Below are 13329 nucleotides of genomic sequence, written 5' to 3' on the forward strand. Positions count from 1 at the left end.
AGGCCGTACTCCGGGCCGGCAGGCATGCAAGCGGGAGCGGCTGCGTCGATCTGCGTTGTCAGCGGTGGTCAGCTTTACTCGACTGAATCCCGCGCGTGCGCGGGATTCTCGTTCAGTCTACCGGTATCACCCCCATGAATGGGCGTTTGCCGGTACCTGAGTCCGCATGTGCCGCCCGGAAACTCCTCTCTCCGACTCCCCATATCCAGGGAGGGGCTCAAAGAGGCTCACACGGGCATTGAGCGCTTCGGGCTGTCAACCTCCCGCTACCGTGAGGGACACCACCCGCGCAGCCGTTCGCACCGGGCGCGCGGATGTCGGGTCACTCGTACGGGCGCTCGCGCGGGCGCCGCCGTACGAGCCTCGGGTACAGCCGTACGGAGCCCCGCGGGAGGCTCGCACCGCGGGGACGGGTCCGGCCCGGGCGAGGGCCGGGGGGTCACCCGTAGGTGTCGCCGGGGCCCTTGCTGCCCGGGGCCCGCAACGGGCCGTACCGCTTCGGCCCGCCGCCCGGACCGTGCACCTTGATCATCCGGACCGTGCCCTGCCCCAGGTCCCCGTTGAGCCGCGCCACCAGCTGCGGGGCCAGCAGTTTGAGCTGCGCCGCCCAGGCCGAGGAGTCGCAGCGCACGACCAGCTCGTGGTCCTCGTACCGGTCCGGCACGCAGTGCGCCGCGATGTCCGGGCCGACGATCTCCGGCCAGCGCTCCATCACGCCCGCCACCGCCATCGGCATCTCCCAGCCGCGCTCCGTGCGCAGCCGGTCCAGCGCCGCCATCAGCGGCATCGGGTCCCGGCCGTCCGCGCGGGCGCCCGAGCGCAGGCCCGGCTGCTGCTGGCGCTTCCTGCCCGTCGCCGCGTTGCCCCGGGCGCGCGCCTGCTCCCGCGCCGCCGCCAGCGCCTGGCGCGCCAGGTCCACGCCCGAGGGCTCGGGGGCCTTGCGCACGGGCTCCTGGCCGCCGTCCCGCGTCGTATCGCTCACAGCCGCGTCACCTCGCCTCCGGACACCGCGAACCGCGTCCCGACCAGCACTCCCGGGACGTCGTCGTCGACCGCCGCCGTCACCAGCACCTGCTCGCCCGGCGCCACCAGCTCCGCCAGCCGCTCCCGGCGCCGCGTGTCCAGCTCCGCGAACACGTCGTCGAGGATCAGCACCGGCTCGCTGCCCTCCGAGCGCAGCAGCTCGTAGGAGGCCAGCCGCAGCGCCAGGGCGTACGACCAGGACTCGCCGTGGCTCGCGTACCCCTTGGCCGGCAGCTCGCCCAGGCGCAGCACCAGGTCGTCGCGGTGCGGGCCCACCAGGGTCACGCCGCGCTCGATCTCCTGCTTGCGCACCTCGACCAGCGCGGCGAGGAGCACCTCGTACAGCGCCTCGCGGGTGCGCGCCTCACCCCGGTCCACGGCCTCGCCGGCGGAGGCCTTGTAGGTCAGGGCGAGCGGGCCGCCGCCGGGCGCGAGCTGCTCGTACGCCTTGTCGGCGAGCGGAAGGAGCGTCGCGATCAGGTCGAGGCGCTGGGCGAGCAGTTCGGCGCCCACGCGCGCCAGGTGCTGGTCCCACACGTCGAGGGTGGACAGGTCCATCGAGCGGCCGCCGTGCCGGCGGGCCATCGCCGCGGACTTCAGCAGGGTGTTGCGCTGCTTGAGCACCCGCTCGTAGTCCGAGCGGACCGCCGCCATGCGCGGGGAGCGCGCGGTCACGAGCTCGTCGAGGAAACGGCGCCGCTCCCCCGGGTCGCCCTTCACCAGGGCCAGGTCCTCGGGCGCGAACAGCACCGTCCGGACGATGCCCAGCACGTCCCGGGGCCTGACCTGCGAGGACCTGTTGATCCTGGCCCGGTTCGCGCGGCCCGGGTTGAGCTCCAGCTCCACCAGCTGCTGCCGCTCGCCCTGGATCACGGCGCCCCTGATGACGGCCCGCTCCGCGCCCATGCGCACGAGCGGGGCGTCCGAGGAGACGCGGTGGCTGCCGAGGGTCGCGAGGTAGCCGATGGCCTCGACGAGATTGGTCTTGCCCTGGCCGTTGGGGCCCACGAAAGCCGTGACGCCCGGGTCGAGGGGAACCTCGGCCCGGGCGTACGAGCGGAAGTCGGCCAGCGAGAGATGCGAAACGTGCATGACGGCGCCGACCTCCCCCGGCTTCCTGCTGCTGTGCTCTGCTCTGCTCCGCTCCGCTCTGTGGAGCTGTGGAGCTGCGGAGCTCTGGTGCGGTGTGCTGATCCACAGACCTGTGGATCAGCGCACCGGGTTGTGGATTACTTCTTCTCGACCGCGTGGCCGCCGAACTGGTTGCGCAGCGCGGCGATCATCTTCATCTGCGGGGAGTCGTCCTGGCGGGACGCGAAGCGCGCGAAGAGCGAGGCGGTGATCGCCGGCAGCGGGACGGCGTTGTCGATCGCCGCCTCGACCGTCCAGCGGCCCTCGCCCGAGTCCTGCGCGAACCCGCGCAGCTGCTGCAGGTGCTCGTCCTCGTCCAGCGCGTTCACGGCCAGGTCCAGCAGCCAGGAACGGATGACCGTGCCCTCCTGCCAGGACCGGAACACCTCGCGGACGTCGGTGACCGAGTCGACCTTCTCCAGGAGCTCCCAGCCCTCGGCGTAGGCCTGCATCATGGCGTACTCGATGCCGTTGTGGACCATCTTCGCGAAGTGGCCGGCGCCGACCTTGCCGGCGTGCACGGCGCCGAACTCGCCCTCGGGCTTGAGGGCGTCGAAGACCGGCTGGACGGCCGCGACGTGCTCCTTGTCGCCGCCGTACATCAGCGCGTAGCCGTTCTCCAGGCCCCACACGCCGCCGGAGACTCCGCAGTCCACGAAGCCGATGCCCTTGGCCGCCAGCTCCTCGGCGTGCTTCTCGTCGTCGGTCCAGCGCGAGTTGCCGCCGTCGACGACGATGTCGCCGGGCGAGAGCAGTTCGCCGAGCTCGTCGACGGTGGACTGGGTCGCGGCGCCCGCCGGGACCATCACCCACACCACGCGGGGGGCCTGCAGGCTGTCCACAAGTTCCGACAGGCTGTGGACATCCGCGAGGTCCGGGTTGCGGTCGTATCCGATGACGGTGTGGCCGGCGCGGCGGATGCGCTCGCGCATGTTGCCGCCCATCTTGCCGAGACCGACGAGACCAAGCTCCATCAGGTGGTTCCTTAAGCGTTGTGGCCGTCTGTACCGGGGTGGCCCCCGCTGCCCGGGGACATCCCCCCGCCGAGCCTACGCCGGGGCGCCGTCCCCGGCCCCACGGGCGCTCCGGGCGGCCGCGCAGAGCGGCGTACGGGGCCGTCGGCGGGGTCTGTGGACGCCGTCGGGCCCGGCCCCGCGGAGCAGGACCGGGCCCGACGGGACGGACTCAGCCGGAGAGGCGGACCGGCATGATCAGGTACTTGTACGCCTCGTCCGCCTCGGCGTCGACCGCGGGGCGGCCGCTGAGCAGCGCCGGCTTGGTGGACGTCGTGAAGCTCAGCTGGGCGGCGGGAGAGTCGATCGCGCTCAGGCCGTCCAGCAGGAAGGTCGGGTTGAAGGCGATCGAGATGTCGTCGCCCTCCAGCTTCGCGTCGACGCGCTCCACAGCCTGTGCGTCGTCGGAGGAGCCGGCCTCCAGGATCAGCACGCCCTGCTCGAAGCTGAGGCGGACCGGGGTGTTGCGCTCGGCGACGAGGGCCACGCGCTTGACCGCCTCGACGAACGGGGCGGTCTCGATCACGGCGACGGAGTTGAACTCGGTCGGGAAGAGCGTGCGGTACTTCGGCAGGTCGCCCTCGAGGAGGCGGGTGGTGGTGCGGCGGCCGGCGCCCTCGAAGCCGATGAGGCCCTCGCCCTGGCCGGAGCCGGACAGCGCGATGGTGACCGTGTCGCCGCTGGTGAGCGCCTTGGCGGTGTCCAGGAGCGTCTTGGCGGGGACCAGGGCCACCGCGGAGGCCTCCGGGTCCTCGGGCTTCCACAGGAACTCGCGGACCGCGAAGCGGTAGCGGTCGGTGGAGGCGAGGGTGACGCGGTCGCCCTCGATCTCGATGCGGACACCGGTCAGCACGGGCAGCGTGTCGTCGCGGCCGGCGGCGATGGCGACCTGGGCGGCGGCGGAGGCGAAGACCTCGCCGGGCACGGTGCCGGTCGCGGTCGGCATCGTCGGCAGCGCCGGGTATTCCTCCACAGGCAGGGTGTGGAGTGTGAACCGGGAGGAGCCGCAGACCACGGTCGCCCGTACACCGTCTGTGGAAATCTCCACCGGGCGGTTGGGCAGGGCGCGGCAGATGTCGGCGAGCAGCCGGCCGGAGACCAGGACGATGCCGTCCTCCTCGACGTCCGCCTCGACGGAGACGCGGGCCGAAACCTCGTAGTCGAAGCCGGAGAGGGACAGCTTGCCCTCCTCGGCCTTCAGCAGCAGGCCCGCGAGAACGGGCACCGGCGGCCGGGCCGGGAGGCTACGGGCAGCCCAGGCCACCGCCTCCGCGAGTACGTCGCGCTCCACCCGGATCTTCACCGGAAACCGCCTCCTGCTGTTGCTCGCTCGTCTGCCGGCCTTCGTCGTCGGCTCGTCGATGCCTCGACCGATGCCGGGGACCAGTCTGACGTACGGCGCCGACAGTCGTCGCTGCTGGCGGTCAAGTCGGGAGCGAGGTGTCGGGGAGGGCGATCCACCGAGTTGTGCACAGGTCCTGCTTGAAAACCGAAACCGGGCTAACTCTCTATGGGGGTAGTAGTAGGGCCTGTGGAAACGGTGCATAACAGTGTTTTTGCAGGTCAGGCCGTGTTTTTTATCCCCACACCCTGTGGGTGGAGCCGGTGGAAAACCGGGGGTGTCTGTGGAGAACAAAAAGTTCTGCACAGGCCATCCCCAGATGACCCCGACTACTCCACAGGTGCGTCCCCAGGTTTCCCCCAGTACTCCACAGCCCAAACGTCGACTTCGGTGTGACCGCTTTCACTCGGGGCGGTGACAGGGGGCTCCGGGTTGCCGAACAGTGGACAACGCTGTGGGGAAGTCATCTGATCCTGTGCACAGCACCCGGGAAGCTGTGGACCGCCGGTGGACAACGCGGTGGACGGAGCTGTGGATGAAAATTCTGTCCACAGCCTGTGGATAGTCGTTGCGCACAAATCCACAGGGGTCTGACCAGCCCTGATGGTGCCTCACGCCTGGGGCCTGTGGACAGCCTTGTGGGTGGATCCGTCCGTCCCCACCCTGTGGACGGAAGAAAGTCGGCCAATCTGTGGATGAGTTGCTCCATTGGGGGCGTATTCGAACAGATCGGGGGCGCACGCACGACGAAGGGCGCCCCCGAAGTGACCCGGGAGCGCCCTGAGAAAGCGTTTGAGGAGGCCTCGGCGACGCCCGTACGGCCCTCGATGCGCGTCGGAGTCAGCCGTTCTTGATGCGGTTGGTGAGCTCCGTGACCTGGTTGTAGATGGAGCGCCGCTCCGCCATCAGAGCGCGGATCTTGCGGTCCGCGTGCATGACCGTGGTGTGGTCGCGGCCGCCGAACTGCGCCCCGATCTTCGGCAGGGAGAGGTCCGTGAGCTCCCGGCACAGGTACATGGCGATCTGCCGGGCGGTGACGAGCACGCGGCTGCGCGAGGAGCCGCACAGGTCGTCCACGGTGAGCCCGAAGTAGTCCGCGGTGGCGGCCATGATGTCCGTCGCGGTGATCTCGGGCGCGCTGTCCTCGCCGCCGGGGATCAGGTTCTTCAGGACGTCCTCGGTCAGGCCGAGGTCGACCGGCTGCCGGTTCAGGCTCGCGAAGGCCGTGACCCGGATCAGCGCCCCCTCCAGCTCGCGGATGTTGCGCGAGATGCGGGAGGCGATGAACTCCAGCACCTCCGGCGGGGCGTTGAGCTGCTCCTGGACGGCCTTCTTGCGCAGGATCGCGATGCGGGTCTCCAGCTCGGGCGGCTGGACGTCGGTGATCAGGCCCCACTCGAAGCGGTTGCGGAGCCGGTCCTCCAGGGTGACGAGCTGCTTGGGCGGCCGGTCGGAGGAGAGCACGATCTGCTTGTTGGCGTTGTGGAGCGTGTTGAAGGTGTGGAAGAACTCCTCCTGCGTCGACTCCTTGCTCGCCAGGAACTGGATGTCGTCGACGAGCAGGATGTCCATCTCGCGGTAGCGCTTGCGGAAGGCGTCGCCCTTGCCGTCGCGGATCGAGTTGATGAACTCGTTGGTGAACTCCTCGGAGCTCACGTACCGCACCCGGGTGCCGGGGTAGAGGCTCCGCGCGTAGTGCCCGATGGCGTGCAGCAGGTGCGTCTTGCCCAGACCCGACTCCCCGTAGATGAAGAGGGGGTTGTACGCCTTCGCCGGCGCCTCGGCGACGGCCACCGCGGCGGCGTGCGCGAAGCGGTTGGAGGCGCCGATGACGAAGGTGTCGAAGAGGTACTTGGGGTTCAGCCGGGCCGTCGGCTCGAGCGGGCCCGAGGTGGAGCCGCCGGACGGGGCCGAGGGCGCGGGCCGGCTGGGCGCCTGGCGCGCGGGCTGCTGCTCGTAGCCGCCCTGCTGCTCGTACTGGCGGGACTGGCGCTGCTGCTGGCCGTCATAGCCCTGCTGCTCGTACTTCTGCTGCTCGTAGGAGCCCTGGTCATAGGAGGAGGGCTCGGGCTGCTGGAGGTAGCCCGGCTGCGGGGAGGCGTACGGATCGCGGTCGGGGAAGCCGCCGAGGCGGGGCTGCTGCCAGCCGTAGTCGTCCTGCTGGCCGCCGCGGGGCCAGGCGCCGGGCTCGGGGCGCGGCTGCTGGTAGTCCGGGTAGGCGGGGCGGGCGTTCGGGAGCTGGTCGTCGCCGGGGCCCGTGTGGCCCGTGTGACCGGTGTGGCCCCCCGGCCCGGTGTGGCCTCCGGGGCGCTGGCTTCCGTACGGCTCGTAGGCGTCGCGCGCGGAGGGAGCGGACGGGGCCTGGGGCGCGGGCTCGCCGGCGGAATCGTCCACGGTGATGGCGATCCGGATGGGGCGGCCGCACTCGCGGCTGAGCGCGTCGCTGATGAGGGGGGCGAGGCGGCCCTCGAGGACGCGCTTGCCGTATTCGTTGGGGACGGCGAGCAGAGCGGTGTCGGCGACGAGGGCGAGCGGCTGGCAGCGCTCGACCCACTGCTTGTCCTTGGGCTCGATGCTGTTCTGTCCCTCCCCGAGGAGCTTCTCGAGCACCCTTGGCCACACTGCGGCAAGATCGGCAGGTACGTCAGCCACAGAGCACGCTCTCTCAGAGGGGGTCCCACGAATGTGTGGTTCTTTGGGACGGTCGGGACAAAAAATCCGGGGTCAGGCAACGGTAGTCAGGCCGACGGGTACGGTTCAAGTCGTTGTCCACAGCCTGTGCACAGTGTGGGGCACCGCAGCCTCGGTTTGACCGGATGGCGTAGCCGCGCGTACCGTAACGAGGTCGAGTTGTCGATGGCTGCTGCCGCCTGCCTACCGATGGGCGAAGATCACTGGTCGTGATCGTTTTGCGGTGCCACTCGGGCGAACACGCGAGTTTTCTCCTCGTGGGCGCACGGTGACAGCCAGGCGATGTCCCGCCTAAACGATTTATTCTCTGGAGCCCTCGAGTGAGCAAGCGCACCTTCCAGCCGAACAACCGCCGTCGTGCCAAGACCCACGGCTTCCGTCTCCGGATGCGTACCCGTGCCGGTCGCGCGATCCTCGCGAACCGTCGTGGCAAGGGCCGCAGCGCCCTCTCCGCGTAACTGACGGGCGGATCGTGACGTCGTGCTGTCTCCCGAAAATCGGCTGAGGCGGCGCGAGGACTTCGCGAGCGCGGTACGTCGAGGTCGTCGGGCTGGTCGCCCGCTCCTCGTCGTCCACCTACGTACAAGCGGTGCAACGGACCCGCACGAGCCGGGGGAGATCGATCCCTCGACGCGTGCGGGTTTCGTCGTCAGCAAGGCTGTCGGCGGCGCCGTCGTACGCACCCGGGTCAAGCGCCGGTTGCGCCATCTCATCCGCGATCGGCTGTCCGGGTTGCCCGAAGGTAGCCTGGTGGTGGTACGGGCTCTGCCCGGAGCGGGTGATGCCGGTTACGACGACCTGGCCCGGGACCTTGATGCCGCACTGCTGCGGCTCTCGGGAGGCGAGGCTCGATGAAGTACCCGCTGCTCGCATTGATCAAGCTGTACCAGTGGACCATCAGTCCGCTGCTCGGGCCGGTGTGCCGCTACTACCCCTCGTGTTCGCACTACGGGTACACGGCCATCGACCGGCATGGTGCGGTGAAGGGGACGGCTCTGACCGCCTGGCGGATCCTGCGGTGCAATCCGTGGTCCCCGGGTGGCGTGGACCACGTCCCACCCCGGAAACGCCCGCGTTGGCACGAGCAGCTGCGCAGTGCGTTGCGTAGATCTCGCAATGCTCAAGGAGCCTGATTAGTGGACACGATTGCCAGTTTTTTCAGCTTTATTACCACGCCTGTCTCGTGGATCATCGTCCAGTTCCACAAGGTGTACGGCGCCATGTTCGGCGCGGACAGTGGTTGGGCCTGGGGCCTGTCCATCGTCTCCCTGGTGATCTTGATCCGCATCTGCCTGATCCCGCTCTTCGTGAAGCAGATCAAGGCGACGCGCGGCATGCAGGCGATCCAGCCGAAGATGAAGGCGATCCAGGAGCGCTACAAGAACGACAAGCAGCGCCAGTCCGAAGAGATGATGAAGCTGTACAAGGAGACGGGTACCAACCCGCTCTCCTCGTGCCTTCCCATCCTGGCGCAGTCCCCGTTCTTCTTCGCGCTCTACCACGTGCTCGCCTCCATCGCCAACGGCACCCCGATCGGCAAGATCGACGGCCCGCTGCTGGAGAGCGCGCGTAACGCGCACATCTTCGGCGCCCCGCTGGCGTCCAAGTTCACGGACAGCGCGGACAAGGTCGCCGCTCTCGGCGCCTCGATCACCGACGTGCGGATCGTCACCGCGATCATGATCGTGATGATGTCGCTGTCGCAGTTCTACACGCAGCGCCAGCTGATGCAGAAGAACGTCGACCTCTCGGTCAAGACGCCGTTCATGCAGCAGCAGAAGATGCTGATGTACGTCTTCCCCCTGATCTTCGCGGTCATGGGCATCAACTTCCCCGTCGGCGTCCTCGTCTACTGGCTGACCACGAACCTGTGGACCATGGGCCAGCAGATGTTCGTGATCAGCCGGAACCCCACCCCGGGCAGCATGGCCCAGGACCAGTACCTGACGCGTCTGCTGAAGCAGGTCTCCTCGCACGGCGAGCTCAAGGGCCGGGGCAAGAAGAAGATCGTCGCGGGGATCGTGGCCAAGGGCCCGGACCGCAACGACAACGAGCGCAAGTTCATCACCGCTCTGACCAAGCAGGGCTTGGCCGCGCAGGCGGACGGCTCCGTGGCGAAGAGCGTCGAGGCGACCGTCGACGCCGATGCGGCAGGCGGCGGTCTCCAGAAGCGGCAGCAGCCCAAGAGGCAGTCGAAGTCGCAGCGCCAGACGCCCCCCAGCAAGCCCTCTCCCAAGAAGTAAGAAGGAGTCCCTCCCGTGACGGAAGGCACCACCACCGCCGCCGCTGAGAGTGGCGACACCCTGACCCGCCTCGAGCAGGAGGGTGAGATCGCGGCTGACTACCTTGAGGGTCTGCTGGACATCGCCGACCTGGACGGCGACATCGACATGGACGTCGAGGCGGACCGCGCCTCGGTCTCCATCGTCAGTGAGTCCGCGCGCGACCTGCAGAAGCTCGTGGGCCGCGACGGAGAGGTGCTGGAGGCTCTGCAGGAGCTGACCCGCCTCGCCGTGCACCGCGAGACCGGGGACCGCAGCCGGCTGATGCTGGACATCGGCGGGTTCCGGGCGAAGAAGCGCGAGGAGCTGGCGGCGCTCGGCGCCCAGGCCTCGGCGGACGTGAAGGCGTCCGGCGAGCCCCTGAAGCTGGCCCCGATGACCCCGTTCGAGCGGAAGGTCGTCCACGATGCGGTGGCGGCCGCCGGTCTGCGGAGCGAGTCGGAGGGCGAGGAGCCGCAGCGCTTCGTCGTCGTGCTCCCGGCCTGACCGGAAGCTTGAGTGTTCGGCCCCGTCTGTCTCGCAGGCGGGGCCGATGTTTGTCAGCCTGGCAGTGACGACGTGGCCCGCGGCACGGCACGGCCACAACCATGCGGTACGGAAGGACGGTCCCCGTGACGGAGGCAGCTGAGCTTCCCCCGATGCCTGAAGAAGCGCCCCCGGCACCCGAAGAGGCGCGCGCGGTGTTCGGTGAGTTTTTCCCGGAAGCTGTGCGGTACGTGGAGCTGCTGGCGGACGCGGGCGTGAAGCGGGGTCTGATCGGGCCGCGCGAGGTGCCGCGGCTCTGGGAGCGGCACGTGCTGAACTGCGCCGTGCTCGCCGAGGTGGTGCCCGAGGGCGTCACCGTGTGCGACGTGGGCTCGGGTGCCGGCCTCCCCGGCATCCCACTGGCCCTGCTGCGCCGTGACCTGAAGATCACGCTGCTGGAGCCGCTGCTGCGCCGCACGAACTTCCTCCAGGAGGCCGTGGAGCTGCTCGGGCTCGACCACGTGACGGTGGTGCGCGGGCGGGCCGAGGAAGTCCTCGGCAAGCTGCAGCCGGTGCACGTGGTGACGGCGCGGGCGGTGGCCCCCCTCGACCGGCTCGCCGGATGGGGCGTTCCCCTGCTGCGGCCGTACGGCGAGATGCTGGCGCTCAAGGGCGACACCGCCGAGGAGGAGCTGGTGTCGGCGAAGGCCGCGCTGGCCAAGCTCGGTGTGGTGAAGACCTCGGTGCTGCACGTCGGCGAGGGCATCGTGGACCCGCTGACCACGGTGGTGCGGGTCGAGGTGGGCGAGAGCCCCGGCGGTGTGAGGTTCGCGACGAAGCGGGCCAAGGCCGCCCGGGTGAGCCGCACCCGGCGGCGCCGCTGATCCCCGGCCGCCCGGTTCTCTGTGCGGGCGGCCCCGGATCCGGCGGAGTTTCGGGGCGTGTTGCGCCCTATAGGTATGGATTTCGGAGTGTCGTAGCGGCCGGATGACTCCGTCCGGGCATCGTGTTTCACGTGAAACGTCGCTCTCTGCTGCACGGAATCATCAGCCGCGGTCGTGCGGCTGCGTCCCCCCGTCACCGCAAGCACGAAGGGGGGACGGAGTTGTCCACATCGGTGGATTCATCCACAGGAGTGCGGGCCCCGCTGGTTCGCGACCCCGGTGACATGGCAGGCTCTGTTCATCGCGAGCCTGATGCCGAGGAGAGTGACACCGTGCGGTCAGACGCCAACCTTGCGGGGCCGATGGCCGAACCGGTCCCCGGTCCCCGCTCTGAATCGCCGGGTGAAGATGTTTCACGTGAAACATCGGCCCCGCCGCTAGTGGACAACGAAGACACGCCCATCGGCCGAGCCGCGCAGATCGCGGTCGAGGCGCTGGGCCGTGCGGGTGAGGGCCTGCCCAGGCCCGCACAGACCCGGATCATGGTGGTCGCCAACCAGAAGGGCGGCGTGGGCAAGACCACGTCGACCGTGAACCTGGCCGCCTCCCTGGCCCTGCACGGTGCGCGGGTCCTGGTGGTCGACCTCGACCCGCAGGGCAACGCCTCCACGGCGCTGGGCATCGACCACCACGCCGACGTGCCGTCCATCTACGACGTGCTCGTGGACAGCCGGCCCCTGATGGAGGTCGTCCAGCCGGTCGCCGATGTGGAGGGGCTCTTCTGCGCTCCGGCCACCATCGACCTGGCCGGCGCGGAGATCGAGCTGGTCTCCCTCGTGGCGCGGGAGAGCCGCCTCCAGCGGGCCATCCAGGCGTACGAGCAGCCGCTCGACTACATCCTGATCGACTGCCCGCCCTCGCTGGGCCTGCTGACGGTGAACGCCCTGGTCGCGGGCGCCGAGGTGCTGATCCCGATCCAGTGCGAGTACTACGCGCTGGAGGGGCTGGGTCAACTGCTGCGCAACGTCGACCTGGTGCGGGCCCACCTGAACCCGACGCTGCACGTGTCCACGATCCTGCTGACGATGTACGACGGCAGGACCCGGCTGGCCTCGCAGGTGGCGGAGGAGGTGCGCACGCACTTCGGCAAGGAGGTGCTGCGCACGAGCATCCCGCGGTCGGTCCGCATCTCCGAGGCCCCGAGCTACGGGCAGACGGTGCTGACCTACGATCCGGGTTCCAGCGGTTCCCTCTCCTACCTGGAGGCGGCGCGGGAGATCGCGCTGCGCGGGGCCGGCATCCAGTACGACGCCCAGCACCCTCATCTGAGTGCGGGCCTGAACAACACGCAGAGCATGGCGGAGGGGATCCAGTGAGTGAGCGACGTAGGGGTCTGGGGCGGGGGCTCGGCGCGCTGATTCCCGCGGCTCCCCAGGAGAAGACGCCGCCGGTGATCGGCGCCGGGTCGACGTCTCCGTCGGCGGTTCCGGTGCTGCCCTCGGAGCGGGGGATCGCGGCGGCGAGGCTGGCCTCGCTGGCGCAGGCCGATGTTTCACGTGAAACATCGGTGCCGATCGTGGCGGCCGAGCCGGAGCCGGCAGCGGATCCGGCGGCCGGCGAGGTGGCGGGTGCGACGTTCGCGGAGCTCCCGATGGACTCGATCACGCCGAACCCGCGGCAGCCGCGGGAAGTGTTCGACGAGGACGCGTTGGCCGAGCTGGTGACCTCCATCCAGGAGGTGGGCCTGCTCCAGCCGGTGGTGGTCCGGCAGGCGGCCCCGGGCCGCTACGAACTCATCATGGGCGAGCGGCGCTGGCGGGCGTGCCGGGAGGCGGGCCTGCAGCGGATTCCGGCCATCATCCGTGCCACGGACGACGAGAAGCTGCTGCTGGACGCGCTGTTGGAGAACCTGCACCGGGCTCAGCTGAACCCGCTGGAGGAAGCCGCCGCGTACGACCAGCTCCTCCAGGACTTCAACTGCACGCACGACCAGCTGGCGGACCGGATCGGGCGCTCGCGCCCCCAGGTCTCGAACACGCTGCGCCTGCTGAAGCTGTCGCCGCCCGTGCAGCGCCGGGTGGCGGCGGGCGTCCTGTCGGCGGGGCACGCGCGGGCCCTGCTCTCGGTGGACAACTCCGAGGAGCAGGACCGGCTGGCGCACCGGATCGTGGCCGAGGGCCTCTCGGTGCGCGCGGTCGAGGAGATCGTCGCGCTGATGGGGTCCGAGAATCCGGGCGCGGTGAAGTCGAAGGGTCCGCGGGCCGGGGCCCGGGTCGCCCCCGCGCTGAACGAGCTGGCGACGCGGCTGTCCGACCGCTTCGAGACGCGGGTGAAGGTGGACCTGGGTCAGAAGAAGGGCAAGATCACCGTCGAGTTCGCGTCCATGGAGGACCTGGAGCGGATCCTGGGCACGCTGGCGCCGGGCGAGGGCCGGGTGCTGGACCAGGGACTCTCCGGGGAGTAGCGCCCAGCCTGGGGGCGGGTCGTGCCGGTGCGAA

Annotated in this window: 12 protein-coding genes and 1 pseudogene; 8 read left to right on the forward strand and 5 right to left on the reverse strand. The window is 69.8% G+C overall.

The genetic code is table 11. The features are described from left to right. Positions 1-439 precede the first annotated feature (439 nt). The 5 genes from DRB96_RS09330 to dnaA all read right to left on the reverse strand — a co-directional run bounded on the left by DRB96_RS09330 (position 440) and on the right by dnaA (position 7161). Positions 440-982 carry a DUF721 domain-containing protein gene (locus tag DRB96_RS09330; protein ID WP_112448002.1) on the reverse strand — a complete coding sequence of 181 codons (543 nt, stop codon included), beginning with the start codon at positions 980-982 and terminating at the stop codon, positions 440-442. Next, on the reverse strand, positions 979-2115 hold the full coding sequence (recF, locus tag DRB96_RS09335) for a DNA replication/repair protein RecF (protein WP_112448003.1): 1137 nt from the start codon (positions 2113-2115) through the stop codon (positions 979-981). The genes DRB96_RS09330 and recF overlap by 4 nt, the downstream gene beginning before the upstream one ends. Before the next feature lie 137 nt (positions 2116-2252). After that, a complete protein-coding gene (gene gnd / locus DRB96_RS09340; protein WP_112448004.1) occupies positions 2253-3128 on the reverse strand; it encodes a phosphogluconate dehydrogenase (NAD(+)-dependent, decarboxylating) in 876 nt (291 codons plus the stop codon). A gap of 211 nt (positions 3129-3339) precedes the next feature. Continuing rightward, on the reverse strand, positions 3340-4470 hold the full coding sequence (gene dnaN / locus DRB96_RS09345) for a DNA polymerase III subunit beta (protein ID WP_112448005.1): 1131 nt from the start codon (positions 4468-4470) through the stop codon (positions 3340-3342). Positions 4471-5349: 879 nt separating this feature from the next. Continuing rightward, positions 5350-7161 carry a chromosomal replication initiator protein DnaA gene (dnaA, locus tag DRB96_RS09355; RefSeq protein ID WP_112448006.1) on the reverse strand — a complete coding sequence of 604 codons (1812 nt, stop codon included), beginning with the start codon at positions 7159-7161 and terminating at the stop codon, positions 5350-5352. Between the two features lie 359 nt (positions 7162-7520). On the opposite strand from dnaA, the gene rpmH reads away from it, so the two are divergent. From rpmH to DRB96_RS09395, 8 genes and pseudogenes are all read left to right on the forward strand, one after another. Next, positions 7521-7658: a 50S ribosomal protein L34 gene (gene rpmH, locus DRB96_RS09360; RefSeq protein ID WP_112448007.1), complete on the forward strand. Its 138-nt coding sequence runs from the start codon at positions 7521-7523 to the stop codon at positions 7656-7658. A 22-nt stretch (positions 7659-7680) separates the two neighbouring features. Further along, entirely contained in the window at positions 7681-8055 is a 375-nt protein-coding gene (rnpA, locus tag DRB96_RS09365; RefSeq protein WP_112448008.1) for a ribonuclease P protein component, read from the forward strand. Beyond that, positions 8052-8306: pseudogene (gene yidD, locus DRB96_RS09370) on the forward strand (membrane protein insertion efficiency factor YidD); the annotation flags it as partial. The gene rnpA and the pseudogene yidD, both read left to right, overlap by 4 nt. Before the next feature lie 30 nt (positions 8307-8336). Beyond that, positions 8337-9443, forward strand: coding sequence for a membrane protein insertase YidC (gene yidC / locus DRB96_RS09375; protein ID WP_112448009.1), 1107 nt, complete (start codon positions 8337-8339; stop codon positions 9441-9443). Positions 9444-9458: 15 nt separating this feature from the next. Next, on the forward strand, positions 9459-9968 hold the full coding sequence (locus DRB96_RS09380; RefSeq protein WP_112448010.1) for a R3H domain-containing nucleic acid-binding protein: 510 nt from the start codon (positions 9459-9461) through the stop codon (positions 9966-9968). Between the two features lie 152 nt (positions 9969-10120). Continuing rightward, on the forward strand, positions 10121-10831 hold the full coding sequence (rsmG, locus tag DRB96_RS09385) for a 16S rRNA (guanine(527)-N(7))-methyltransferase RsmG (RefSeq protein ID WP_112448011.1): 711 nt from the start codon (positions 10121-10123) through the stop codon (positions 10829-10831). A gap of 284 nt (positions 10832-11115) precedes the next feature. Further along, the gene (locus DRB96_RS09390; protein ID WP_112448012.1) at positions 11116-12207 is read left to right on the forward strand and encodes a ParA family protein; all 1092 of its coding nucleotides are present in this window, start codon (positions 11116-11118) and stop codon (positions 12205-12207) included. Next, a complete protein-coding gene (locus DRB96_RS09395; RefSeq protein WP_112448013.1) occupies positions 12204-13295 on the forward strand; it encodes a ParB/RepB/Spo0J family partition protein in 1092 nt (363 codons plus the stop codon). Before DRB96_RS09390 ends, DRB96_RS09395 begins: the two co-directional genes overlap by 4 nt. Positions 13296-13329 lie beyond the last annotated feature (34 nt).

It is taken from the genome of Streptomyces sp. ICC1 (assembly GCF_003287935.1).
GTDB classification, from domain to species: domain Bacteria; phylum Actinomycetota; class Actinomycetes; order Streptomycetales; family Streptomycetaceae; genus Streptomyces; species Streptomyces tritrimontium.

What these genes read in the sequence shown, in the direction of transcription:
- recF (WP_112448003.1), bottom strand. Translation starts at nt 2,115, where the DNA reads ATGCACGTTTCGCATCTCTCGCTGGCCGACTTCCGCTCGTACGCCCGG.
- gnd (WP_112448004.1), bottom strand. Translation starts at nt 3,128, where the DNA reads ATGGAGCTTGGTCTCGTCGGTCTCGGCAAGATGGGCGGCAACATGCGC.
- rsmG (WP_112448011.1), top strand. Translation starts at nt 10,121, where the DNA reads ATGCCTGAAGAAGCGCCCCCGGCACCCGAAGAGGCGCGCGCGGTGTTC.
- DRB96_RS09390 (WP_112448012.1), top strand. Translation starts at nt 11,116, where the DNA reads ATGGCAGGCTCTGTTCATCGCGAGCCTGATGCCGAGGAGAGTGACACC.